Raw genomic sequence first — 22177 nt, forward strand, 5'->3', positions numbered from 1 at the left:
CCGTGCCGGCCGGTCCGGCACGTAGACGTAAGGAGGCGCAGGGTGTCGCGACCCGACATGGCTGCATCCCCCGGGTACCGGGACGGCGACGCCCCGGCCGAGGAGGGTGACCAGCCGCTGCACGTGGCGAGCAGGCTGCACGCGTTCAACCGGTTCGAGCTGAAGTACCTCGTGCCCGTGGAGCAGGCCGCCGAGATCCGGGACGAGCTCGGGGAACGGATGGACCGGGACCTCAACAGCCCGGTCGGCGGGTACGGGGTCTGGAGCCTGTACTACGACAGCCCGGAACTGCGGTTCTACTGGGAGAAGATCGAAGGCCTGAAGTTCCGGCGCAAGCTGCGTATCCGGCACTACGGCGATCTCGACGGCGTCACCGACGAGTCCCCGGTGTGCGTGGAGATCAAGCAGCGGGTGAACCGGGTGACACAGAAGCGGCGCATCACCCTGCCGTACGCCACCGCCAGGAGGCTGTGCGACGCGCGGGAGACGGTCGAGCACACGCCGAAGGAGAGCGCCTTCGTCCAGGAGGTGCTGGACCTCGTCGTCCGGCTGAACCTCCGGCCGACGGCGATCACCGGATACCAGCGCGAGGCGCTGGTCGGCCGTGCCTCCGACACGGGACTGCGGGTCACCTTCGACCGGCGGATACGGGGCCGGGACCGCGACTTCCACTTCGGGACCACCACGCCGGAGAACCGTTTCACCATCCCGCCGCACATGACGGTGATGGAGATCAAGGTGAACGAGCGCACGCCGTACTGGATCACCGACCTGGCCGCGCGCCGGAATCTGAACCTGGTGCGGATCAGCAAGTACGTGCAGTCCATCGAGGCCTTCGGCCTGGCACCCCGGTCCGTCTTCCACGTCCACGAGGCGGACTGTCCGCCGCCCACCCCCCACACCCGGCCCCCGCTGGGGCAGCCGACGGCGCCGCACGCGCCGGTGAAAGCAGGAGCACAGTGAACTTCGATCTGCAGGAACTCAGCGGGACGTTCAGCGTCGCCGACGTGGTCGCCGCCATGGCGCTGTCGTTCATCCTGAGCACGGTGATCGGCTACACCTACCGGTACACGCACCGCAACGTCTCCTACAGCCAGTCCTACGTCCAGACGCTGGTCATCGTCGGCATGATCGTCGCCCTGATCATGCTCGTGGTCGGCTCGAACCTGGCACGGGCGTTCTCGCTGGTCGGCGCGTTGTCCGTCGTCCGGTTCAGGAACGCGGTGAAGGAGACGAGGGACGTCGGCTTCATCTTCCTGGCGATGGCCATCGGCATGGCCTGCGGTGCCCGGTTCTACACGCTGGCAGCCGTCGGCGCCGTCGTGATCTGCGTCGTGATCCTCGTGATGTTCAAGTTCAACTGGTTCGCCCTGAACGTCCAGCGCCAGGTCGTCAAGGTCCAGGTCCCCGCGGGCGAGGACTACACGCCCGCCATCCGTGACGTGCTGATCAAGTACACCAGCGAGTTCGAGCTCGTCAGCACGGAGACGATCCGCGGGGGAGCCCTCAACGAGGTCTTCTACACCGTGCGGATGAAGAAGGGCACCGAACCCGGGGACCTCGTCACCGCCCTCCAGGAGCGCACCTCCGGGCAGCGGGTGACGGTGCTGACCGGTTACGACACGACCGACCTGTGATGAGCGGCGGTACGACACCTGCCCGCCGGCGGCGCCTCAAGGACCGTCTCCCGGTGCGGCTGCGGCACCACTGGAAGCCGGCCGGAGCGCTGTGCGTGGGGCTGGCCGTCATGGTGTACGCCTTCGGTGACGCCCGTATCTCGCCGTACGTCACGTCGGCCTCGCAGGTGGAGGCGGACACGATCACCGACGACGTCAAGGGCACGGTCGGTCTGTACGACACCGCGGTCACGCACTCGATCCAGCTGACGTACGAGCAGACCGACTTCGACAAGATGATGAAGGAGTTCGAGGACGAGGGGACCAAGGACTCCATCTCGGCCGACCTCACCATCGACGGGGTCTTCCTGGCGGACGTCGGTATCCGGCTGAAGGGGAACTCCACCCTGATGTCCCTGCGCGGCAACCAGGGCGGACCCGGTGGCGGCCGGATGCCGGCCGGGGCCGGGCAGGGCGCCCCGCAGCAGCAACAGGGCGGCGGGGGCCAGGACCGCGGCCAGGCCGCGACCGGCGGCGGTCCTGGCGCCGCGGGCGGTACGGCAGGCACGGGCGGTCCCGGAGCCGCGGGTGCCGGAGGTGCGGCCGGCGGTAGCGCCGGCGGAGGCACCGGCGGCGATGACGCCGCCGACGCGGGCGGCGGCAGGGGCGGTATGGGCGGGGGGATGACCCAGTACGACCTCTCCGCCGAGAAGCCGGAGGAGCTTCCCTGGCTCATCAAGATCGACGAATACGTCGAGGGCCGCGCCTACCAGGGCGAGCGGGAGATCTCGCTGCGCCCGGGAGCCGACGAACAGGTCCCGCTGAACGAGGCCCTGGCGCTGTCGCTGACGAAGGAGAGCGGGGAGAAGGCCGAGCGGTACGGCTTCACGACGGTGGCCGTCAACAACCGGCCGGCCGTCACCAGGCTCATGGTCGAGAACCCCGACACCGAGTACGCCGAGGCCGTCGACGGCAACGGCGTGCTGTACAAGGCGCGGGCGGGCGGGAGTTTCGCCTACGAGGGAGACGACCCCTCCGACTACGAGGCCTCGTTCCGGCAGCTCAACAAGGTCGGGAGCCAGGACCTCGAACCCGTCATGAAGTTCATCAAGTGGGTCGACGAGGCGTCGGACGAGGAGTTCGCCGCGGACCTGGGCAAGCACATCGACATCGAGTCGTTCTCCAAGTACGTCGCCACGCAGAACCTGCTGATGAACTTCGACGACATGGCGGGGCCCGGCAAGAACTACCTGCTCTGGTACGACCTGGACACGAAGAAGTTCTCCGTCCTCGGATGGGACTTCAACCTCACCTTCAGCGGAGACGCCGAGGCGGGGCCCGACGACGAGATGAGCATGGGCGGCGGCCGCGCCGGCGGTGACCGGGCAGGGCAGGACACCGGCGGGCAGCAGGACACCGGCGGCCAGGACGGCGGACCGCCGCAGGGCATGCCCGGGCTGCCGGAAGGCATGGAGCTGCCGGACGGGGCGGAGATGCCGGAGGGCGGCGGGATGCCGGGCGGCGGAGCCATGGGGGGCCACGCCCTCAAGGAGCGCTTCCTGGAACTCGACGCGTTCGACGGCGTCTACAAGAAGGCGTACGGCGAGCTGTACGAGACGTACTTCGGTTCCGGTACGGCGGCCGAGGCGCTGGACGACATCGCCGGCCAGGCACAGAAGGCCGGTGTCGACGCGGACGACCTGGAGAAGGCCGTCACCACGCTGCGCACGACCGTCACCGCGCGCACCGAGGCACTGGCGAAGAACGCGGAGGTGACCGGATGACCGACGGCGCCCCGGACACGGATTCCCCCCGTCCGGTCCGGGGCGCCGGCCCACCCGTGTGTCCGCGGGCCGCCCCCGGTGCCCCGTACCGTGGACACGGCCCCGCCGGCCCACGAACCGCACGTCCCGTCCGAGGTGAACCCCAGCCGTGATGGCAGCATCAGCCCGGCACACCGTCCTGGTAGTCGAGGACGACCCGAGCATCCGCACCCTGCTGACCTCCGCCCTGCACGCCGCCGGTTATGCCGTCGCCTCGGCGGGGACCGGGCGGGACGCCCTGTCCGGGACGGGCCGCTGCGGGCCGGACCTGATCGTGCTGGACGTGATGCTCCCCGACACCGACGGATTCACCGTGACCCGGGAACTGCGCGCCCGGGGCATCTACACCCCGGTCCTCTTCCTCACCGCGCGCACCGAGGTGGAGGACCGCATCATCGGTCTCAGCTCGGGCGGGGACGACTACGTCACCAAGCCTTTCCACGTCCAGGAGGTCCTGCTGCGGATACGCGCCATCCTCCGCCGCAGTGCCGGGCCGCGCACGGCACCGCCCGCCGAGCGGCCGCCCATGCGCTACGCCGACCTCACCCTCGACGAGGAGGCCCACGAGGTGTGGCGCGCCGGCCGGCGGGTGCCGTTGTCGCCGACGGAGTTCCGGCTGCTGGCCTGCCTCATGGCGCAGCCCGAGAAGGTGCTGGAGAAGCAGCAGATCCTGCAGAGGGTCTGGCACCACGACTTCGCGGGCGACACCCGCATCGTCGACACCTACATCAAGAACCTGCGCCGGAAGATGGACCGCACCGGACAGCTGCTCATCCACACCGTGCGGGGCGTCGGGTACTGCCTGCGCCTGCCCCGGGACGAAACCCCGTGAAGACTCCCGGGCGTCTGCGCCCCCGATCGCTGCGCACCCGTCTGGTCCTGATCGCCACGGTCCTCGCCACCGCCGCTGTGCTGGTGTGCCAGGCGACCGGGCTGACCCTCATGCGCTCCTGGCTCGTCGGGCAGGTCGACGACCGGCTCACGGACTTCCGGCCGCCCTCGCCGGTCTACCGTGACATCTCCGGCGGCACCGCGCCCGCCCACCGGCCCCCCGCCCACGAGATACTCCCGTCGGACTTCCGCGTCTACTTCTACGACGCCGAGGGCCGGCTGCTGCCCGAGTCGCTCGGCGACGGTCGCAGCGAGCCGCGCCTGCGACGTACCGTCACCGCGGGCGATCCCGTGGACGGACGTCCCGCCACCGTGCCCGCCGAGGACGGCGGAGGCAGCTGGCGTGTGGTCGCCGATTCGGGCCCCGACGGCATGCGCGCCGTCGTGGCCCTGCCCCTGGACTCGGTGGAGGAGGCCACGTCCCGACTGCTCTGGTTCAGCCTCGGGATCGGGGTCGCCACGGCGGCGGGAGTGACACTGCTGGGCGGTGCGGCCGTGCGCCTCGGCCTGCGTCCGCTGACCCGGGTCGAGCACACCGCCCGCAGCATCACCAGCGGCGAGCTCGAACAGAACGTCACCGACACCAGCCCGGACACGGAGGTCGGCCGGCTCGGCATCGCCTTCAACACCATGCTGGACCAACTGCGTGCGGCCCTGCACCGCAAGGACAGGACCGAGCGCCGGCTGCGGCGCTTCATGGCGGACGCGGGGCACGAACTCCGCACGCCGCTGACCTCCCTCCAGGGCTTCGCGGAACTCCTGCTGCACGACCCCCACATGTCCGCGAGCCGCCGCCGCGAGGCCCATGAACTCATCGCGCAGAACGCCGACCGCATGAGCCGCCTGGTCGACAGCCTCTTCCTGCTCGCCAAGCTCGGCGACGCCCCCACCACCGAACACGGGCCCGTCGACCTGCTCTCGCTGGCCGCGGACGGCATCGCCGCCACGGCCGTACGCCACCCGGAGCGACGCGTCACCCTCGCTCCGCTCGGGGTGCGCGGAGCAGGCGACCCGGGGGAGCTCGACGTCGTGGAGGGTTCCGGCGACCCTCACCAGCTCGCCCAGGTGCTGTCCAACCTCCTGGACAACGCCTGCACCCACACCCCGCCGGGCACCCGGATCGAGGTGCGCGTCGGGAGCCTGCGGGCCGGCCCCCGTACCGGTGGTGCCGACCGCCCCGGCCGCACCAGCGCCAATCCGCCGCTGCCCTCCGGCGAGCCGGCCCATGTCATCGAGGTCGCCGACGACGGCCCGGGCCTGTCCCCCCAGGACGCCGCGCAGGTCTTCGACCGCTTCTACCGGGCGCAGCCGGCTGCCGGCTCTTCGCGGGACGGCGTCCTCGCGGGCGGCTCAGGTCTCGGCCTCGCCATCGCCTCGACGATCGCCGAGGCCCACGGAGGGCGCCTGGAACTCGACACCGGCCCCGGTGAGGGATGCGCCTTCCGCCTGCTCCTCCCGGCCGGCCCGGCTCCGGGCCGGCCCGACGCCGAGCGCTGCCAGGCCGCCTGCCGAAGTGACGCCCCGCGCAGCTGAGTCGCCCGTCTTCCGGCCTGTCGGGCCTTGCTCCGCCGACGGGTCCGTCCCGTCGGCGCGTGCCTGCGATCGAAGCGATCGCAGGCACGCGCCGTCATCCGTCGGCCGGGTTCAGGTGGGCGAGCGCGGTGATGACACGGTCGGAGATGTCCTCCGGCCAGGGGAACGCGCGGCTGATGGTGCGCTGGTGGGCCAAGCCGTGCAGGCCGACCCAGAGCGCGACCGCGTCGGCCGGCACGTCGTCACTGGTGGCCTGCCCCGCGCCGACGCAGCCGCCGAGGGCGTCCACCAGGATCTGCATGCTCTCCGCGCCGAGCGTCGCCAGGTCCTGCTCGGTGAGGGAACTGTCGCCCAGGTCCGGCAGCCACAGTCCGCCGAACATCGTGCGGTAGCGCCCTGGGTGGAGCCGGGCGTAGTCGAGATAGGCGTTGCAGACGGCGTACAGCCGCCGTCGCGGGTCGTCGCCGGCCTTCTCCACCGAGGTACGCAGACTGTCCGTCAGCCCGTCGAACTCCTGCCGGACGACGGCGAGCATGATGGCCGGCTGGTCGGGGAAGTGCGGGTAGATCGAAGGGGCCGCGATCCCGACCCGGCGTGCGACCGACCGCAGGGTGATGGTGCGTTCGTCGCCCGTCTCGTCGAGCAGCTCCATCGCCGCGGCGACGATGTCCTCGCGCAGACGGCCGCCCTCGCCGCGGCGGTTGCGTACGCGGGCCCGCTTCGGGGCCGCATCTGCCGTTCCGGTGTGCTCCATCCCGTCAACTTACACCGTGAAGTTTTCAAAGGGCGTCCCCTTGCGGAATGAGTTCACGTCCGTAGCGTTACGGCTGTAAGTAAATGGCAGGAGTCGCAAGGAGTGCGTCATGACCAGCACCGTCACCCTCTCCGCCACCGAGGTCCTGCCCGGGGAGGTCGAGCCGGACGGGGCCCACGTCGCGTCGGCCCTGGAGCTCGCCGAATCCCGCACGGTCGTCGGCAGGATCGCCACCGGCCCCGTCGTGTGACGTCCCACAGCCGGGAATCAGCCGGTCGGGCCGTGCGTTGACCCCTCGGCGGAGGACCCCTCCGCACCGGTTCTGCAGAGGTGGAGAGTAGAAGAGTCATGCGCGTCGAGATATGGAGCGACATCGCCTGCCCGTGGTGCTACGTAGGAAAGGCGCGCTTCGAGAAGGCGCTGGCCGGGTTCGCGCACCGCGACGAGATCGAGGTGGTCCACCGCTCCTTCGAGCTCGACCCGGGACGGGCCAAGGGCGACACCGAGCAGGTCATCGACATGCTCGCGCAGAAGTACGGCCGCACCACCGAGGAGGCCCGGGGGATGGAGGCCAACGTCGCGGCGAACGCGCAGGCCGAAGGGCTCGGCTACCGCACCGAGGGGCGCGACCACGGCAACACCTTCGACATCCACCGGCTGCTCCACCTCGCCAAGGCCCGTGGGCTCCAGGAGGAGCTGCTGACCCTCGTCTACCGGGCGAACTTCGCCGAGGAGCGCTCCGTCTTCGACGACGCCGTGCTGGCCGACCTGGCAGTCGAGGCGGGCCTAGACGCCGACGAGGCGCGTGCGCTGCTGGCCGACCCCGAGGCGTACGCCGCCGACGTGCGGGCCGACGAGCGCGAGGCCGCCGAGCTGGGTGCCAACGCGGTGCCGTTCTTCGTGCTCGACCGGCGCTACGGCATCTCCGGCGGGCAGCCTGCCGAGGTCTTCACCCAGGCCCTGGAACAGGCGTGGAAGGACCGCGAGGTCCCCGGCCTGACGCAGGTCGGTGGCGACGCGGCGGCCTGTGACGCGGACGGGGCCTGCGAAGTGCCCGCGGCGAGCGCCCCCGACCGGCGCGTATAAGGATGTCTTGGGCGTGCCGCTCAAACCAGCGTGATTGACGTGAGGTTGAGCGGCCGTCAGGCTGTCCCGCATGGAGACTTCTGCGATCGACCGGGTCAGGGCCAGCGAATTCGCATCCGAAACCACCTACCTCAACACCTCGACCTGCGGGCTACTGCCCCGCAGGGCCGCCGACGCCGTCAAGGCGCTCGTCGACGACAACGCGACGGGGCGCCGGCAAGGTGCGGGTGACCACGCGACGGTGGTGGCCGCGAGGGACGGATTCGCCCGGCTCGTCGGGGTCGGCACCGGCCGGGTCGCCGTGGGCGGTTCCGTCGCCTCGCACGTCGGGCTCGTGGCCGCCTCCCTCCCGCCCGGCGCCGAAGTCCTCGCGCCGACGGGGGAGTTCAGCTCGGTCGTCAGCCCCTTCGCCGTGCGCGGCGACCTGAAGACGCGCTACGTCCCGCTGGACGAACTGGCCGACGCGGTGCGGCCGGGGACGGCGGTCGTCGCCTTCTCGGCCGTCCAGTCCTCCGACGGCCGCGTCGCGGACCTGGACGCGATCCGCGCGGCCGCCGCCGCGCACGGCGCCCGCACGCTGCTCGACGCCAGCCAGTCCGCCGGCTGGCTGCCGCTGGACGCGGGTGCGTACGACTACACGGTCACCGGCGGCTTCAAGTTCCTGATGTGCCCCCGGGGCACGTCCTTCCTGACCGTGACCGAGGAGGCGCAGGAGACCCTGCCCGTCCTGTTCCCGGGCATGGCGGCGGCGGAGGACGCCTGGGGCAACGTCTACGGCCCGGTCGAACGGCTCGCCGCCGAGGCCCGGCGCTTCGACGAGCCGGTCTCCTTCCTCTCCTACCACGGGGCCGAGCGTTCGCTGGAGCTGCTGGCGGAGGTCGGCGTCGAAGCCGTGCACGCGCACGCCACCGCACTCGCCGCCCGCTTCCGTGAAGGGCTGGCTCCGCTCGGGCACGAGGCGGTGCCCGGGACCTCCGCGATCGTCGCCGTACCCGGGCTGGGAGGCCGCGAGCCCGACCTGGCGGCGGCCGGGGTGGTCGTGTCGGCCCGCGCGGGCAACCTGAGGGCGGCCTTCCACCTGTACAACACCGAGGCCGACGTCGACCGCGCGCTGGACGTGCTGTCCGGCTGAGCTACTGCGCGGGGCAGTCCCCGGCCTGGTGGCAGAGGTTCTCCTCCACCTTGGCGAGCAGCCGGATCAGCTCCGCGCGCTCGGCGGGGTCCAGATCCGCGAGGGTGTGCTCCTCCAGTCCCGACCAGGCGTCGCGTACCTCCGTACGCAGTGCGCAGCCCTGCTCCGTCGCCTCGACCAGGACGGCCCTCCGGTCGTCGGGGTCGGGGCGGCGGCGCACGTGCCCGGCCTGTTCGAGGCGCTGGAGCATCTTGGTCACGGTGGACGGGTCGAGGTCCATCGCCTTGATCAGCTCGGCCTGGCGGACCGCCCCGTTGTCCCAGAGGTGCATCATCAGGAACTCCTGCCCCGGGTAGAGCCCGAGCCCCTTGAGCATGCGGCCCGCCGTCATCCTGTGCAGCCTGGCGACCCGCGAGACGGCGTGGCTGACAGGCCCGCCGAGTGCCGCGCCCGGCAGTCCGCCGGTGCAGGCGGGATCGGCGGGAGCATTGCTGTCGGCCTGCATCGGTACTCCTCGGGGCGGGGCTGCCACCCGGTCCACCGCCGGGTTCATGACGTCCCCGTGAACTTTACCTTGGTCGGCCAATTAATGCGTTACAGTGGCTCGCAGCTGATTACTTGGCCGACCATATAAATGCCTCGGAGGCTCTCATGACCACCGCGTTCGATCCCGTCGACCTCTCCGGGACGCAGCTCTCCAACCGCATCGCCCTCGCACCCATGACCCGCAGCCGGGCCGGTGAAGGGGGCACGGCCACCGACCTCACCGTCGACTACTACACCCAGCGCGCCTCGGCCGGGCTGATCATCACCGAGGGCATCCAGCCGTCCGTGGTGGGCCAGGGATATCCCTCCACCCCCGGCCTGCACAGCGCCGAGCAGGTCGCCTCCTGGCGCAAGGTCACCGACTCCGTCCACGCGGCGGGCGGACGCATCTTCGCCCAGGTCATGCACGCGGGCCGGATCGGCCACCCCGTCCTGCTCCCCGACGGGCTGGTCCCGGTGGCACCCTCCCCGGTGGCCGCGCCCGGCCAGCTCTACACCCACGTGGGGCCGAAGGACTTCGTGGAGCCGCACGAGCTCACCGACGCGGAGATCCGGTCCACCGTCGACGACTTCGTCACGGCCTCCCGCAACGCGATCGAGGCCGGTTTCGACGGCGTCGAGCTGCACGGTGCCAACGGCTACCTGATCCAGCAGTTCCTGGCCCCCAACACCAATCTCCGCACCGACGCGTGGGGCGGCTCCGAGCAGGCCCGTATCCGCTTCGCGGTCGAGGTGGTCAAGGCCGTCGCCGCCGAGATCGGCGCCGAGCGCACCGCACTGCGCATCTCGCCCGGCAACCCCTACAACGGCATCGAGGAGCCCGAGCCGGACGCCGTCTACACCGCGCTCGTCGCCGAGCTCGAACCGCTCGGGCTGGCCTACCTGCACGTACTGGAGCAGGCCGGCACCCGGGAGCTGACGCTCGCGCTGCGCAAGCGGTTCACCGGAACCCTCGTCATCAACGTGTTCTCCGAGGGACCCACCGGCCCCGAGCACCACACGGTCATCGACGACGGGGTGGCCGACATCATCGCCTACGGCGCCCTGTTCCTGGCCAACCCGGACCTGCCGGCCCGGCTGAAGGCGGGCGGCCCCTTCAACACACCGGACCCGTCGACCTTCTTCGGAGGCGACGCGAAGGGCTACACCGACTACCCGGCGCTCGACACCGTCTGACCCCCGCCGGCGGGGACTTCGTGAGCCCGTACGCCGCCGTCCCGCGATCCGCGACGGCGGCGTACGGGCTCACGGCGCCCGCCGCGGTCCCCGTGGCAGACTGCCGCCGTGACCAACGACGAAGCGGCTCAGCGCATACGCATCAGGCCGGGCGGTCCGGCCGACGCGCCGGCCATCCTGGACATGCTCGACTCCGCGGTGGCCTGGATGAACGCCCGCGGCAACACCCAGCAGTGGGGCACCGTCCCGTATTCGCAGACCGCCGGCGGCGCCGAGCGGGTCGAGCGGTACACCACGCTGAACACCCCGTACGTCGCCGAGCTGGACGGCACGACCGCGGGAGCGCTGGTGCTGGACACTGGCCCCAGCCCGCAGATGCCGATCGCCCCTGCCGGGGAACCGGAGCGCTATGTGCGCCTGCTGATCTCCGACCGCAGGCACGCAGGTCTGGGCATCGGAGCCGCGCTCCTGGCCCACGCCGCCGAGGAGACCCGGCGGGCCGGGGTGGACCTGCTGAGGGTCGACTGCTGGGCGGGTGGCGGAGGTGAACTGGTCGCGTACTACGAGCGCAACGGCTTCGCCCGTACGGACCCCTTCCTGTCCGGTACCTGGCCGGGGCAGGTGCTGGCCCGGCGTCTGGGCTGAGCCCCGGCCAGGCCGTTGCCGTACGGACGAAGGCGCCCCGGCTCTACGCCGATTCCCTGCGCACCAGTTCCGTGGGGAGTATGACCGCGGCCGGGTCCTCACCGCCGATCTGCGCCAGCAGCACCCGCACCATCTCCGCGCTGATCCGGTCCCACGGCTGACGGACCGTCGTCAGCTCCGGGCGTGCCGAGAGGGCGGCCGGGGAGTCGTCGAAGCCACCCACCGCGATGTCCTGCGGCACCCGGCGGCCCGCCCGCTCCAGCGCGCTCAGCACACCCTGTGCCATCAGGTCGGACGCGACGAACACCGCGTCCACGTCGGGTGCCCGTTCCAGCAGCAGCGCCGCCGCGGCCTCACCGCCCGCCCGGCTGTAGTCGCCCGGCACGATCAGGGTCTCGTCGACCGGCAGCCCGCACTCGGTGAGCGTCTCGCGGTACCCCGCGAGCCGGTCCACACCGCCCGGGGTGTCCAGCGGCCCCGTGACCGTGGCGATCCGGCGGCGCCCGGACCCGTGCAGGAAGCGCACCATGTCCCGGGCGCCGTTGCGGTCGTCCGCGGCCACGTAACTGACCCGCGATCCCTGACCGAGCGGCTTCCCGCAGGCCACCAGCGGCACCCCGGCCTCGTGCAGCTGCGCGGCCACCGGGTCGCCGGAGTGGCTGGAGACCAGCAGCACCCCGTCCACGTGCCCGGCGATGTAACGCATGTTGCGGCGGCGCTCGGCCTCCGTGCCCGCGATCATCAGCAGCAGAGGGATGTCGTGCGCGGCGAGCGCGGCGGTGCAGCCGCGCAGCAGCACGTTGAAGTTCGGGTCCTCGAAGAAGCGCTCCTGGGGTTCGGTCAGCAGGAACGCCACGGAGTCGGAGCGTCCGGTGATCAGCGACCGGGCATGCCGGTTCACGGTGTAGCCGGTCCGCCGGATGGCGGACTGAACCGCTTCGAGTGCGGCCGGGCTGACGTTGTGACCGCCGTTGAGCACCCGGGAGACCGTGCCCCGGGAGACCCCGGCCTCCCGGGCGACGTCGTGGATCGTCGGCGGCCTGCGGCGTCCCGCGCCGTTCTGTTCTGTGCGGCTCATGGTGCTCGATCTTTCATGAAGGGGTGCCCTGTTGAGGAGCTGTCAGGACTTTACGGCGCCGGAGAGCAGGTCGAGGCTCCAGAACCGCTGGATCACGAGGAACAGGGCGATCAGCGGGATGATCGCCAGGAGCGCGCCCGTGATGACCAGCGTGTAGAGCGCCGGAGTGTTCGAGCCCTGCTGGAGGAGCGTGTAGAGCCCCAGGGTGACCGGGAACTTCTCGTCGTCGCCGAGCATGATGTAGGGCAGCAGGAAGTTGTTCCAGACCGCCACGAACTGGAACAGGAACACCGTCACCAGCCCCGGCAGCATCATCGGCAGCGCGATGGTCCGGAAGATCCGCCACTCGCCGCCGCCGTCCATCCGCCCGGCCTCGATCACGTCGGCCGGCACGGCGGCCGCCGCGTAGATCCGCGCGAGGTAGACGCCGTACGGGGAGAGGATCAGCGGCAGCAGCACCGACAGGTAGGAGTCGGTCATGTCCGCCTGGGCCAGCAGCAGGTACTGCGGCACGGCCAGGATCACCGGAGGCATGAGCACCCCGGCGAGCAGGATGTTGAAGACGGTCTCCTTGCCACGGAAGCGGTACACGGCCAGCGCGTAACCCGAGACCGCGGACACCGCCGTGGAGAGCAGGGCGCCCACCCCGGCGTAGAAGGCCGAGTTGGCCATCCACCTCCAGTACACCCCGTCGCGGTACTCCGTGAGATCGGCGACGTTGTCCGTGAAGCCGGAGCCGGGCAGGAAGGTGAAGGTGGAGAACAGCTCGCTGCCGGACTTCGTCGAGGCGACCAGGACCCAGACGACGGGCAGCAGGCAGTACAGCGCGCCGAGGAACAGCGCGGCGGTCGGCACGAGCGGGAGCCGCCGGCGGCCGGGGGCGGCGAGGGACGGGGTGCTCATCGGGAGTCTCCCTGCTTCGTACGGGAGTTGGCCGCCTTGAGGAAGCCGAACGACAGGGCGAGGGTGGCCAGGGCGATGATGACCGCCTGGGCGGCGGCCGCATGGATGTCGTTGTTGACGAAGGCGTCCTGGTAGACCTTCATCAGCGGACTCCAGGTGGTGGAGAGCGAGTTGGTCAGCGGCTTCAGCGTGGTCGGCTCGCTGAAGACCTGGAGCGTCGCGATGATCGAGAAGAAGAAGGTCAGGATCAGGGACGGCGCCACCATCGGGATCTTGATGCGCAGGGCGATCTGGAGCTGCGAGCAGCCGTCGATCCGCGCGGCCTCGAAGACCTCGGCGGGGATGGCCCGCAGCGAGGTGTAGATCACGATCATGTTGAAGCCGGTGCCGCCCCAGACCGCGATGTTGGCGAGCGAGAGATACAGCGGACCGCCGTCCAGCAGGTCGGGCTGCGGGAGCCCCGCCGCGTCGAGCAGGTAGAGGAAGGGGCTCACGTCCGGCAGGTACAGGAAGCCCCACATGAGCGCCGCGATGACGCCGGGGATCGCGTACGGCAGGAAGATCGCCAGCCTGCTGAAGCCGCGCGCCCGTAGCCCGTCGGTGTCGAGCAGCAGGGCGAAGAGCAGGGCGAGGCCGAGCATCACCGGGACGACGATCGCGCCGTACCCGAGGATGCGCAGCGCTCCGTCCAGCAGCTCCGAGTCGGACAGCGCGTCCGTGTAGTTGGCGACGCCGGCCCAGATCTCCTCCCGTGCGTCCTTGCCGAGGCCCAGCCCCTTGACCTCGGTCCTGCGGAAGCTGAGGTACACGGCGTAGCCGATGGGGAGCGCGAAGAAGAGCAGGAACAGGAGGGTGGCGGGGACCAGGAAGGCATACGGGGCGCTCTTGACCCCGTACGCCTTCCTGCGGGGTGTGCGAGTCACTCCGAGACTCCGAAGCCCTGCTTCTTCAGGTCCGCGACGGTGGCGTCCTGCATGGCGGTCAGCGCGGCGCCGAAGTCCGACCTGTTCTTGGCGGCCGCGGCGAAGTTGTCCTTGAAGGCGCTGTACGCGACGTTGACGTTCGGGCCCCAGGCCGCGGGGGCGGTGCCCTGGGCGATCTTGGCGGCCTCGGTGTAGAAGTCGGGCTGGTTGGAGAAGTAGTCCGGGGCCTTCGACAGGGCGCCACCGGTCTGCGCGGCCGTGGCGGCGGGGTAGATGCCGCCCTCCTTCACCAGCGCGGCGAGCGCCGTCGGGTCCGTGTTCAGCCACTTCGCGAAGGTGGCGGCGGCCTTCTTGTTCTTGGAGTCGTTGGTGACGGCCGTGGAGGAACCGCCCCAGCTGCCGGTGACGTTCTCACCGGCGGTCCACTGGGGGAGCGGGGCCATCGCCCACTTGCCCTTCGTCTCGGGCGCAGCGGTGGTCAGGGTGCCCGGCGCCCAGACGGCGCTGACCCAGGCGACCTGCTTGCCGGTGTTGAGTGCCTTGTTCCAGGCCGGGGTGTACATCGGCTGGTTGTCGATGGCCCCCTCCTTCACCAGGCCGCCCCAGAAGTCCGCGACCTTCTGCGTGGCGGGGTCGTCGATCGCGACCTTCCACTTGTCGCCGCCCGTGGTCCACCACTTCGCGCCCGCCTGCTGGGCGAGACCCGCGAAGAGGCCCGAGTCGTTGGAGGAGAAGGTGGTGAGGTCCTTGTCCGGCGCCTTCTTCTTCAGCGCGCGGGCGGTCTCGGCGAACTCGTCCCAGGTGGTCGGCGCCGTCAGGCCGTACTGCTCGAAGAGGTCCTGGCGGTAGTAGAACATCAGCGGGCCGGAGTCCTGCGGCAGGGCGTACAGGGCGTCGGAGCCGAGCGTCGCCTGCTGCCAGATCCCGTCGGCGAACTCGCCCTTGGCGTCGCCCGCCTCCTCGGATATGTCCGCGAGGACGTCGTTGGAGACCAGGGTGGGGAGTGCCTGGTACTCGGCCTGGACCAGGTCGGGGGCCTTGTGGGCCTTCGCCGCCGTGATGATCTTGGTGACCAGGTCGTCACCCGAGGCCTGCTTCTTCACCGTGACGGTGATGCCGGCCTCCTTGCCGGGGCCCTTGTTCCAGATGTCGGCGACCTTGTCCAGGCCGGGGGCCCACGCCCAGTACGTCAGCGATGCGGGCCCGGAAGCGGCCGGTTCGTCGCCGCCGTCGTCCGAGCCGCACCCCGAGAGCAGGGCGGTGGCGGCGAGAGCTGCGGCGGTGGACACCGCGACGGTGCGGTATTTCATGGTTTCTCCCCTGGCGAGACGAACAGACGCGTCGGCGGACTGGCCGGAACTGCGCTGTGAGCGTTCACAGTAGAGAAACGAAACCGACACTTGTCAATGGTTGTTGCTGTGCGGTTATGTTGGCCCTGCGCCGCCGAGAGTGTGTGTGCACGTTCCCAGAAGTTGACCCGAAGAGCCAGGAGCTGTCCATGCCGCACTCAGAATCCGCGCCCTACCCGGTCGGCCTGCACAAGCTGGCCTTCGGCGGCGACTACAACCCCGAGCAGTGGCCCGAAGAGGTCTGGCACGAGGACGTACGCCTGATGCGGGAAGCGGGCGTGACCATGGTCAGCGTCGGGATCTTCTCCTGGGCGCTGCTGGAACCCGAGCCGGGCACCTACGACTTCGGCTGGCTCGACCGTCTCCTGGACCTGCTGCACGTCAACGGCATCCGCGCCGACCTCGGCACCCCCACCGTCGCCCCGCCGGCCTGGTTCTACCGCGCCCACCCCGAGGCCCTGCCCGTCAGCCGGGACGGGGTCCGGTACGCCTTCGGATCACGCGGCGCCATCTGTCACAGCTCCGCCCCCTACCGCGCGGCGGCGGCGAACATCACCGAACAGCTCGCCCGCCGCTACGGGAGCCACCCCGCGCTCGCCATGTGGCACGTCCACAACGAGTACGGCGTCCCGGTCAGCGCCTGCTACTGCGACAGCTGCGGCGCGCACTTCCGCCGCTGGCTCACCGCCCGGCACGGCTCGGCCGACGCGGTCAACGAGGCCTGGGGCACCGCCTTCTGGGGCCAGCGCTACCGGAGCCTCGACGACATCGACCCGCCCCGCACCACCCCGACCGTCGGCAACCCGGCCCAGCAGCTGGACTACGCCCGCTTCGCCGACGCCACCATGCGGGAGAACTTCACCGCCGAACGCGACATCCTGCACCGGCTCGCCCCCGGCATCCCGGTCACCACCAACTTCATGACCGCGCTCAGCCAGTGCGAATCCGTCGACTACTGGGCCTGGGGCCGCGAGGTCGACATCGTCTCCAACGACCACTACCTGATCACCGACGGCCGCCGCACCCACGTCAACCTCGCCATGGCCGCCGACCTCACCCGCTCCGTCGCCGGCGGCGCTCCCTGGCTGCTGCTGGAGCACTCCACCAGCGGCGTCAACTGGCAGCCCCGCAACCCCGCCAAGCGCCCCGGCGAGATGGCCCGCAACAGCCTCGCCCACGTCGCCAGGGGCTCCGAGGGCGCGATGTTCTTCCAGTGGCGGCAGTCCCGGCGCGGCGCCGAGAAGTTCCACTCCGCGATGGTCCCGCACGCCGGCACCGACTCGCGGATCTGGCGCGAGGTGAGCGCGCTCGGCGCCGGACTCGGCCTGCTGGAGGGCATCCGGGGCACCCGGACCGTCGCCGACGTGGCGATGATCTGGGACTGGCAGTCCTGGTGGGCCCAGGGCCTGGAATGGCGCCCCAGCGAGGAGCACGACGCCCGCGAGCGCGCCGACACCTTCTACGCCTCGCTCTTCGACCGCCACCTCACCGTCGACTTCGCCCACCCGGACGCCGACCTCAGCGGCTACCCGCTGGTCGTCGTCCCGGCCCTCTACCTCGCCACGGAGGAGACCGGCCGCAACCTGCGCCGTTACGTCGAGCAGGGCGGCACCCTCGTCGTCTCGTACTTCTCCGGCATCGTGGACACCGACGACGCCGTGCACCCCGGGGCCTACCCGGGCCCGCTCAGGGACGTACTCGGCCTGACCGTCGAGGAGTTCGCGCCTCTCGGCGAAGGCGCAACCGTCCGTCTGATCACCCCCGAGGGCGCCCCCGAGGGCCCGGAACTGACCGGCGACCTCTGGTCGGACGTGGTGATCCCGCGCGGCGCCGAGACGCTCTGGTCGTACGCCGACGGCATCCCGGCGGGCCGCCCCGCCGTCACCCGCAACCAGCTCGGCGAGGGCACCGCCTGGTACATCTCCACCCGGCTCTCCGGCCCGGAGCTGGACGCCGTCCTGGACCGGGCCGCCGCCGACGCCCGCATCGAGCCCCGCACGAGCCTGCCGTACGACGTCGAGGTCGTACGCCGCACCGGCGACAACGGCAGCTACCTCTTCGTGATCAACCACACCGACGCCGAGGTGGTGGTGCCGCTCGACACCCCCGGCACCGAACTCCTCACCGGCGAGCCCGCCGCGGACAAGCTCGCCGTTCCGGCGGGCGCGGTCCGTGTCGTACGGCTCGACGGCTGAGGCGCACACCCACAGGGAATCCCGCACAACTGTCGAAGGGACATCGACGATGTACGGAACGACGCACACCCGCGCGAAAGCGGCCGGGGCGGTGGCCGCACTCTCCGGCCTCGTGTTCGCCGCACTCCCCGCCCAGGCCGCCCACGCGGCCACCGCCCCCGTCAACACCGGCTTCGAGTCCGGGGCCACCGGCTGGTCGACCTACTCGGCCGGAGGCCAGAACGCCGCCTCCTTCACCGAGGCGGGCGGCCACGGCGGCAGCACCCGGCTCAGCCACTGGTCGGCCTCGGCGTACAAGGTCGAGACCTACCAGTACCTGAGCGGCCTGACCGACGGCACGTACACCCTCAGCGCCTGGGTGCGCTCCGGCGGCGGCCAGAACTCCGCCTACATCGCCCTGCGCAACTGCGGCTCGGCCGAGCAGCGGACCGACCTGCCCCCGACCGCGAACGGCGAGTGGATCCGGCTCGTCACCTCCGTCAAGGTGACCGGCGGGGCCTGCACGATCAGCCTCAACTCCGACGCGCACGCGGGGGAGTGGGCGAACTTCGACGACATCACCTTCACCCCCGGGAGCACCGGGCTGAGCGTCAGGGGCGGTGACCTCTCCACGCTGCCGAAGAACGAGGCCCACGGCGCCACGTACCGCAACGCCGGCGGCACGGCCGGGGACGCCATGAGCATCCTCAAGAGCTCCGGGATGAACTACGTACGCCTCAAGGTGTGGGTGAACCCGGCCGACGGCTACAACGACAAGGCCCGGGTCCTGGCCATGGCCAAGCGCGCCAAGGCCCTCGGCATGAAGACCCTGATCGACTTCCACTACTCCGACGCCTGGGCCGACCCCGGCAAGCAGAACAAGCCCGCCGCCTGGGCGGGCCACAGCTACGCCCAGCTCCGCACGGACGTCTACAACCACACCTACGACGTGCTGAACGCCCTCAAGGCCCAGGGCACCACGGCCGACATGGTGCAGATCGGCAACGAGATCAACGGCGGGATGCTCTGGCCCGAGGGCTCCACCGGCAACTGGTCACAGCTGGCGGGCCTGATCACCTCGGGGGCGAACGCGGCCAAGGCGGTCTCCTCCGGCACGAAGGTGGCGCTGCACCTCGCCGAGGGCGGTGACAACGCGGGCACCCGCTGGTGGTTCGACAACGCCGTGGCACAGAAGGTGCCCTTCGACGTCATCGCACTCTCCTACTACGGCTACTGGCACGGTTCGCTGTCCGAGCTCCAGACCAACCTCGACGACGCCGCCTCCCGCTACGGGAAGCCGGTGCTGGTCGCCGAGACGGCCTACGCCCACACGCTGGCCGACGACGACGGCCTGGAGAACAACGTGGCCACCGCGAGCCAGCTGGTCAGCGGATACCCGGCGTCCCCGGCCGGTCAGGCGGCGAACCTCCGGGACGTCATGAACGTCGTCGAGGCCGTCCCGAACGGCCGGGGGCTCGGCGCCGTGTACTGGGAGCCGGCCTGGACCGCCGTCACCGGCAGCGGCTGGGACCCGGCCGACCCGGCGTCGGGCAACGCGTGGGAGAACCAGGCGGTGTTCGACTACGACGGCAAGCTGCTGCCTGCTGCCACCTGGTTCTCGCACCGGTAGCCGGCTCCGCCGGTCCGGGACGCCCGCGGCGGACCGGACCGGCGGCACCCGTCCGCAGCGGGGGAGGGATTCAGGCGGTGGCCCGGCCCTCGATGTTGGCCACCATCGCCCGCAGCACCTTCAGCGCGGCCACGTACTCCGCGTCGCTGATCCCTCGGTGGACCTCGGCGCGGAGGCCGGTCATCAGCTCACGCAGCCGCAGCCGGGCGGCCTCCCCCTCGGCACTGAGGACGAGGCGCTGCCCCTCCTCGCCGAGCCAGCCCCGGTGGAGCAGCTGATCGACGACCCGGGAGATGTCCTGCGGTCCGTCGGCGAGGGGGGTGAGCTGGGCGACGACCTCCTCGCGGGTGGGCGCTGCGGGCCCGCCGTGCACCCGGTTGAGCACCCAGTACTGCGGCTGGGTCACGTCGATCCTGGCCATGGCGTCCCGCAGATGGCGGGTCACGGCCGCGTGGGCCAGCCCGCTCCAGTACCCGACGGGCTGGGTGGCCAGTGCGTCGTCCGTGGCCGCCGGGTCAGCGGGCGCCTGATCGGTGAGGGTGGTGCCGGTCAGCTGTTCCATGTCGTCGACGCTACCGGCGGACCCCGGCCGGGCTCCCCGGACCGCCGCAACCGGCCGTGACGTGGCCGGTATACGCCGACCCGTGGCAGCTCACGGGATCGTCCACGGCTCACCGGTCCAGCGGCGCACCGTGCCACTTCCACGAGGTGACACGGTGGCGCCCCGGCAGATCGGCGCGGCCGGTGGACCAGAGCAGCACGGTCCACCGGTCCTCGTCGTCCGGGGCGTCTGGGAAGAGCCGGGCCAGTACCCGGTCGCAGAGGTCCTGGGGCGGAGCCCAGGAAAGCGACAGCCCGGCGGCGACGTCATAGGTGTGCACGAGGGTCTCCACGATGCCCATCGCGGCGAAGCCCTCGGGGTCGGACAGCCCGAACACATGGTGGGAGCGCACGTCCGACGGGGTCGTCCGCACCATCGCGGTCAGCAGGGCCCCGCTCGCCTCCAGCGTCTGGAGCAGCCCGGGAACGCCCGCATCCGGGTTCGCGAAGATCGAGTTCCCGGGCCCGCCCTCGCGTTCGGACCCGTAGCGGTAGGGCACCTCACGGTCCTGCGGCGGCCTGCGCGGGCCGAGCTGGACGGCGTAGGCGAAGAGGTCGTCGCTCAGGTGCTCGACGGTCTCCCAGCAGTCCCACGTCAGACCACCGGCAGGCACCCGCCAGTCCTGGGCGGGGGACCCGGCGAGGGTGTCGGCCGCGAGCCGGACCGCCAGCGACACGTCGTCGGCCGTCACGGGCAGCCGTGTACCGGTCAGTGCGGCGCGTTCCCCCGCACTGCACTCCACGCAGAACTCGTTGCCCTCCGGGTCGGCGAGCGTCACCCAGCCCCGGCCGTTCGGCTTGCGGTGGTCGCCCACCGGAGTCGCCCCCAGGGCGAGCAGCCGCTCGACCTCCTCGTCCCGGGTGCGGCCCTCGGGGCGCAGGTCGAGATGGATCCGGTTCTTGATGCTCTTGGACTCGGGCACCGTGACGAAGAGCAGCGCGCCCCGGGGCGAGTCGACGAGGGCTTCGGGATCACCGGGCTCGTCGTCGTCGGACATCGGCGAGCCGAGCACCTCGGACCAGAAGCCGGCGAGCTTGTAGGCGTCGGCACAGTCGATGGTGATGTGCTGTACGAGTGAGGTCATGGGCGCCACTGTCGCCGCTGACCCGGGCCCGGGTCCAGCGAGTTGGACAGCTCGGCCGCGGCGGGTATCCCTGACGGGTCGGGGGTGAACTGCCCTTCAGGCCTTGCCGAACGCTCCCGCCCTGACGCCGTCCACGAAGGAGGCGAAGGAGGCGACGGGCAGGTTCAGGACGGCGCCGCCCGGGTTCTTGGAGTCGCGGACGGGAACCACGCCGTGAGGGCGGGCGAGGTCGGGGGCCACCTCGATGCAGTTGCCGCCGTTCGAGCTGTAGGAGGACCTGTGCCAGCGAGGCTCGTCAGTCACGGAACCGTCCCTTTCATCACCTGGATCATGGCCACGGAAGCCGCCTGCGACAACGCTTCGGCCTGTAGGTGATGGTAGGCGGTCAGCATGGACAGGACATGCGTGGTCTCGCGGTCCAGGTGTCCCTGGGCCTGGGACTCGGCGTAGCCGACCATGCTGCGGTCAGCCATGGTGAGCAGGTTGACCGGCAGGTTGAACGCTCGCCTCGCACCCACGTCGAAAGGCGACACCTGGAGCACCGTGTTGGGCAGGGCCGCGAAGTCGACCAGTCGCTGAAGCTGTGCGGCCATGACTTCGGCGCCGCCGACCTGGTGCCGAAGGCAACTCTCGTCCATCACCACGAGCATCATCGGCGGCTTGCTTCGCGTGGTTGCGGACTGACGCTCAGCGAGGAACGAGACGCGTTCCTCGGCCTGTTCGGGAGTGATTGCGCCGCGCTGGACCTCGCCCTGTGCCAGCGCGCGTGCGTACTGGGGTGTTTGCAGAAGCCCCGGGACGAGGCCGATCTCGAACAGGCGGATCTCTACCGCGCGTTCTTCGAACCCCACGTACTCAGGGAACCCTTCGAGCAGCGAGCCGTTCCGGATCTCGGCCCACTCGCGTTCGAAGCTGTCCTTGGTGTCTCCGACTCCGAAGGCGAGGTCGGTACTCCGCGAGAAACGCAGAGTCGGAAGCTTGCGGCCGGTTTCCACGGCAGAGACGTGCGTACTCGAATACTCCATGCGTGCCGCGAGGTCTTCCTGCTTCCACCCGCGAGCCTCGCGTGACCTGCGTAACCGCGCGCCGTAGGCGGCTTGTGGGCTGCTACCGGGGTTCAGCTCCTTGCGGTTCAAAAGGGCTTCCACCAACTTTCCGCTCACGACTGACACGTTGAAGAGAGCCTGACTCTAGGCCACGCTGAGCCGCCTTGGTAGTGGAACGGCTACGGAG

General features: G+C 70.9%; 22 protein-coding genes. 12 read left to right on the forward strand and 10 right to left on the reverse strand.

Annotated elements, in window-relative coordinates; translation table 11 throughout:
• Window positions 1-57 precede the first annotated feature (57 nt).
• From P8A20_RS28390 to P8A20_RS28410, 5 genes are all read left to right on the forward strand, one after another.
• Entirely contained in the window at window positions 58-963 is a 906-nt protein-coding gene (locus P8A20_RS28390; protein WP_306104474.1) for a polyphosphate polymerase domain-containing protein, read from the forward strand.
• A complete protein-coding gene (locus tag P8A20_RS28395; RefSeq protein ID WP_099176060.1) occupies window positions 960-1637 on the forward strand; it encodes a DUF4956 domain-containing protein in 678 nt (225 codons plus the stop codon). Before P8A20_RS28390 ends, P8A20_RS28395 begins: the two co-directional genes overlap by 4 nt.
• Window positions 1637-3400 (forward strand): CotH kinase family protein, encoded by a 1764-nt coding sequence (locus P8A20_RS28400; protein ID WP_306104475.1) that lies wholly within the window; start codon window positions 1637-1639, stop codon window positions 3398-3400. Before P8A20_RS28395 ends, P8A20_RS28400 begins: the two co-directional genes overlap by 1 nt.
• Window positions 3401-3551: 151 nt before the next feature.
• A complete protein-coding gene (locus P8A20_RS28405) occupies window positions 3552-4271 on the forward strand; it encodes a response regulator transcription factor (RefSeq protein ID WP_147961996.1) in 720 nt (239 codons plus the stop codon).
• Complete coding sequence (locus P8A20_RS28410) at window positions 4268-5863, forward strand: sensor histidine kinase (RefSeq protein ID WP_306104476.1); 1596 nt, start codon at window positions 4268-4270, stop codon at window positions 5861-5863. Before P8A20_RS28405 ends, P8A20_RS28410 begins: the two co-directional genes overlap by 4 nt.
• A 94-nt stretch (window positions 5864-5957) precedes the next feature.
• Here P8A20_RS28410 and P8A20_RS28415 read toward each other — a convergent pair whose 3' ends face one another.
• On the reverse strand, window positions 5958-6617 hold the full coding sequence (locus tag P8A20_RS28415; RefSeq protein ID WP_306104477.1) for a TetR/AcrR family transcriptional regulator: 660 nt from the start codon (window positions 6615-6617) through the stop codon (window positions 5958-5960).
• Window positions 6618-6726: 109 nt separating this feature from the next.
• Between P8A20_RS28415 and P8A20_RS28420 the strand changes: the two genes are divergently transcribed.
• From P8A20_RS28420 to P8A20_RS28430, 3 genes are all read left to right on the forward strand, one after another.
• Entirely contained in the window at window positions 6727-6867 is a 141-nt protein-coding gene (locus P8A20_RS28420; RefSeq protein WP_306104478.1) for a hypothetical protein, read from the forward strand.
• A 98-nt stretch (window positions 6868-6965) separates the two neighbouring features.
• Window positions 6966-7703, forward strand: a complete 738-nt coding sequence (locus P8A20_RS28425) for a DsbA family oxidoreductase (RefSeq protein ID WP_147961998.1) — start codon at window positions 6966-6968, stop codon at window positions 7701-7703.
• A gap of 70 nt (window positions 7704-7773) precedes the next feature.
• Entirely contained in the window at window positions 7774-8835 is a 1062-nt protein-coding gene (locus P8A20_RS28430) for an aminotransferase class V-fold PLP-dependent enzyme (protein ID WP_306104479.1), read from the forward strand.
• Window position 8836: 1 nt separating this feature from the next.
• On the opposite strand, the gene P8A20_RS28435 is transcribed toward P8A20_RS28430, so the two are convergent.
• Window positions 8837-9340: a MarR family winged helix-turn-helix transcriptional regulator gene (locus P8A20_RS28435; RefSeq protein ID WP_147962000.1), complete on the reverse strand. Its 504-nt coding sequence runs from the start codon at window positions 9338-9340 to the stop codon at window positions 8837-8839.
• Window positions 9341-9486: 146 nt separating this feature from the next.
• On the opposite strand from P8A20_RS28435, the gene P8A20_RS28440 reads away from it, so the two are divergent.
• Together P8A20_RS28440 and P8A20_RS28445 are read left to right on the forward strand one after the other, a co-directional pair.
• Window positions 9487-10557, forward strand: a complete 1071-nt coding sequence (locus P8A20_RS28440) for an alkene reductase (protein ID WP_147962001.1) — start codon at window positions 9487-9489, stop codon at window positions 10555-10557.
• 108 nt (window positions 10558-10665) lie between these two features.
• Window positions 10666-11202 (forward strand): GNAT family N-acetyltransferase, encoded by a 537-nt coding sequence (locus tag P8A20_RS28445; RefSeq protein WP_147962002.1) that lies wholly within the window; start codon window positions 10666-10668, stop codon window positions 11200-11202.
• Window positions 11203-11245: 43 nt separating this feature from the next.
• On the opposite strand, the gene P8A20_RS28450 is transcribed toward P8A20_RS28445, so the two are convergent.
• The 4 genes from P8A20_RS28450 to P8A20_RS28465 are packed head-to-tail and all read right to left on the reverse strand — an operon-like array spanning window position 11246 to window position 15416.
• Entirely contained in the window at window positions 11246-12280 is a 1035-nt protein-coding gene (locus tag P8A20_RS28450) for a LacI family DNA-binding transcriptional regulator (RefSeq protein ID WP_306104480.1), read from the reverse strand.
• 42 nt (window positions 12281-12322) lie between these two features.
• Window positions 12323-13183, reverse strand: a complete 861-nt coding sequence (locus P8A20_RS28455) for a carbohydrate ABC transporter permease (RefSeq protein ID WP_147962004.1) — start codon at window positions 13181-13183, stop codon at window positions 12323-12325.
• A complete protein-coding gene (locus P8A20_RS28460; RefSeq protein WP_147962005.1) occupies window positions 13180-14106 on the reverse strand; it encodes a carbohydrate ABC transporter permease in 927 nt (308 codons plus the stop codon). Before P8A20_RS28460 ends, P8A20_RS28455 begins: the two co-directional genes overlap by 4 nt.
• Complete coding sequence (locus tag P8A20_RS28465) at window positions 14103-15416, reverse strand: extracellular solute-binding protein (protein ID WP_147962006.1); 1314 nt, start codon at window positions 15414-15416, stop codon at window positions 14103-14105. Before P8A20_RS28465 ends, P8A20_RS28460 begins: the two co-directional genes overlap by 4 nt.
• A gap of 188 nt (window positions 15417-15604) precedes the next feature.
• Between P8A20_RS28465 and P8A20_RS28470 the strand changes: the two genes are divergently transcribed.
• Both P8A20_RS28470 and P8A20_RS28475 read left to right on the forward strand, forming a co-directional pair.
• On the forward strand, window positions 15605-17650 hold the full coding sequence (locus P8A20_RS28470) for a beta-galactosidase (protein WP_147962007.1): 2046 nt from the start codon (window positions 15605-15607) through the stop codon (window positions 17648-17650).
• A 49-nt stretch (window positions 17651-17699) separates the two neighbouring features.
• On the forward strand, window positions 17700-19259 hold the full coding sequence (locus P8A20_RS28475) for a glycoside hydrolase family 53 protein (RefSeq protein ID WP_147962008.1): 1560 nt from the start codon (window positions 17700-17702) through the stop codon (window positions 19257-19259).
• Between the two features lie 70 nt (window positions 19260-19329).
• On the opposite strand, the gene P8A20_RS28480 is transcribed toward P8A20_RS28475, so the two are convergent.
• From P8A20_RS28480 to P8A20_RS28495, 4 genes are all read right to left on the reverse strand, one after another.
• Window positions 19330-19821, reverse strand: coding sequence for a MarR family winged helix-turn-helix transcriptional regulator (locus tag P8A20_RS28480; protein ID WP_306104481.1), 492 nt, complete (start codon window positions 19819-19821; stop codon window positions 19330-19332).
• Between the two features lie 109 nt (window positions 19822-19930).
• Entirely contained in the window at window positions 19931-20944 is a 1014-nt protein-coding gene (locus P8A20_RS28485) for a VOC family protein (protein WP_147962010.1), read from the reverse strand.
• Between the two features lie 96 nt (window positions 20945-21040).
• Window positions 21041-21247 (reverse strand): DUF397 domain-containing protein, encoded by a 207-nt coding sequence (locus P8A20_RS28490; RefSeq protein WP_306104482.1) that lies wholly within the window; start codon window positions 21245-21247, stop codon window positions 21041-21043.
• Complete coding sequence (locus P8A20_RS28495) at window positions 21244-22080, reverse strand: helix-turn-helix domain-containing protein (protein ID WP_306105210.1); 837 nt, start codon at window positions 22078-22080, stop codon at window positions 21244-21246. Before P8A20_RS28495 ends, P8A20_RS28490 begins: the two co-directional genes overlap by 4 nt.
• Window positions 22081-22177: the final 97 nt, after the last annotated feature.

The organism is Streptomyces sp. Alt3 (assembly GCF_030719215.1).
In the GTDB taxonomy this organism is placed as follows: domain Bacteria; phylum Actinomycetota; class Actinomycetes; order Streptomycetales; family Streptomycetaceae; genus Streptomyces; species Streptomyces glycanivorans.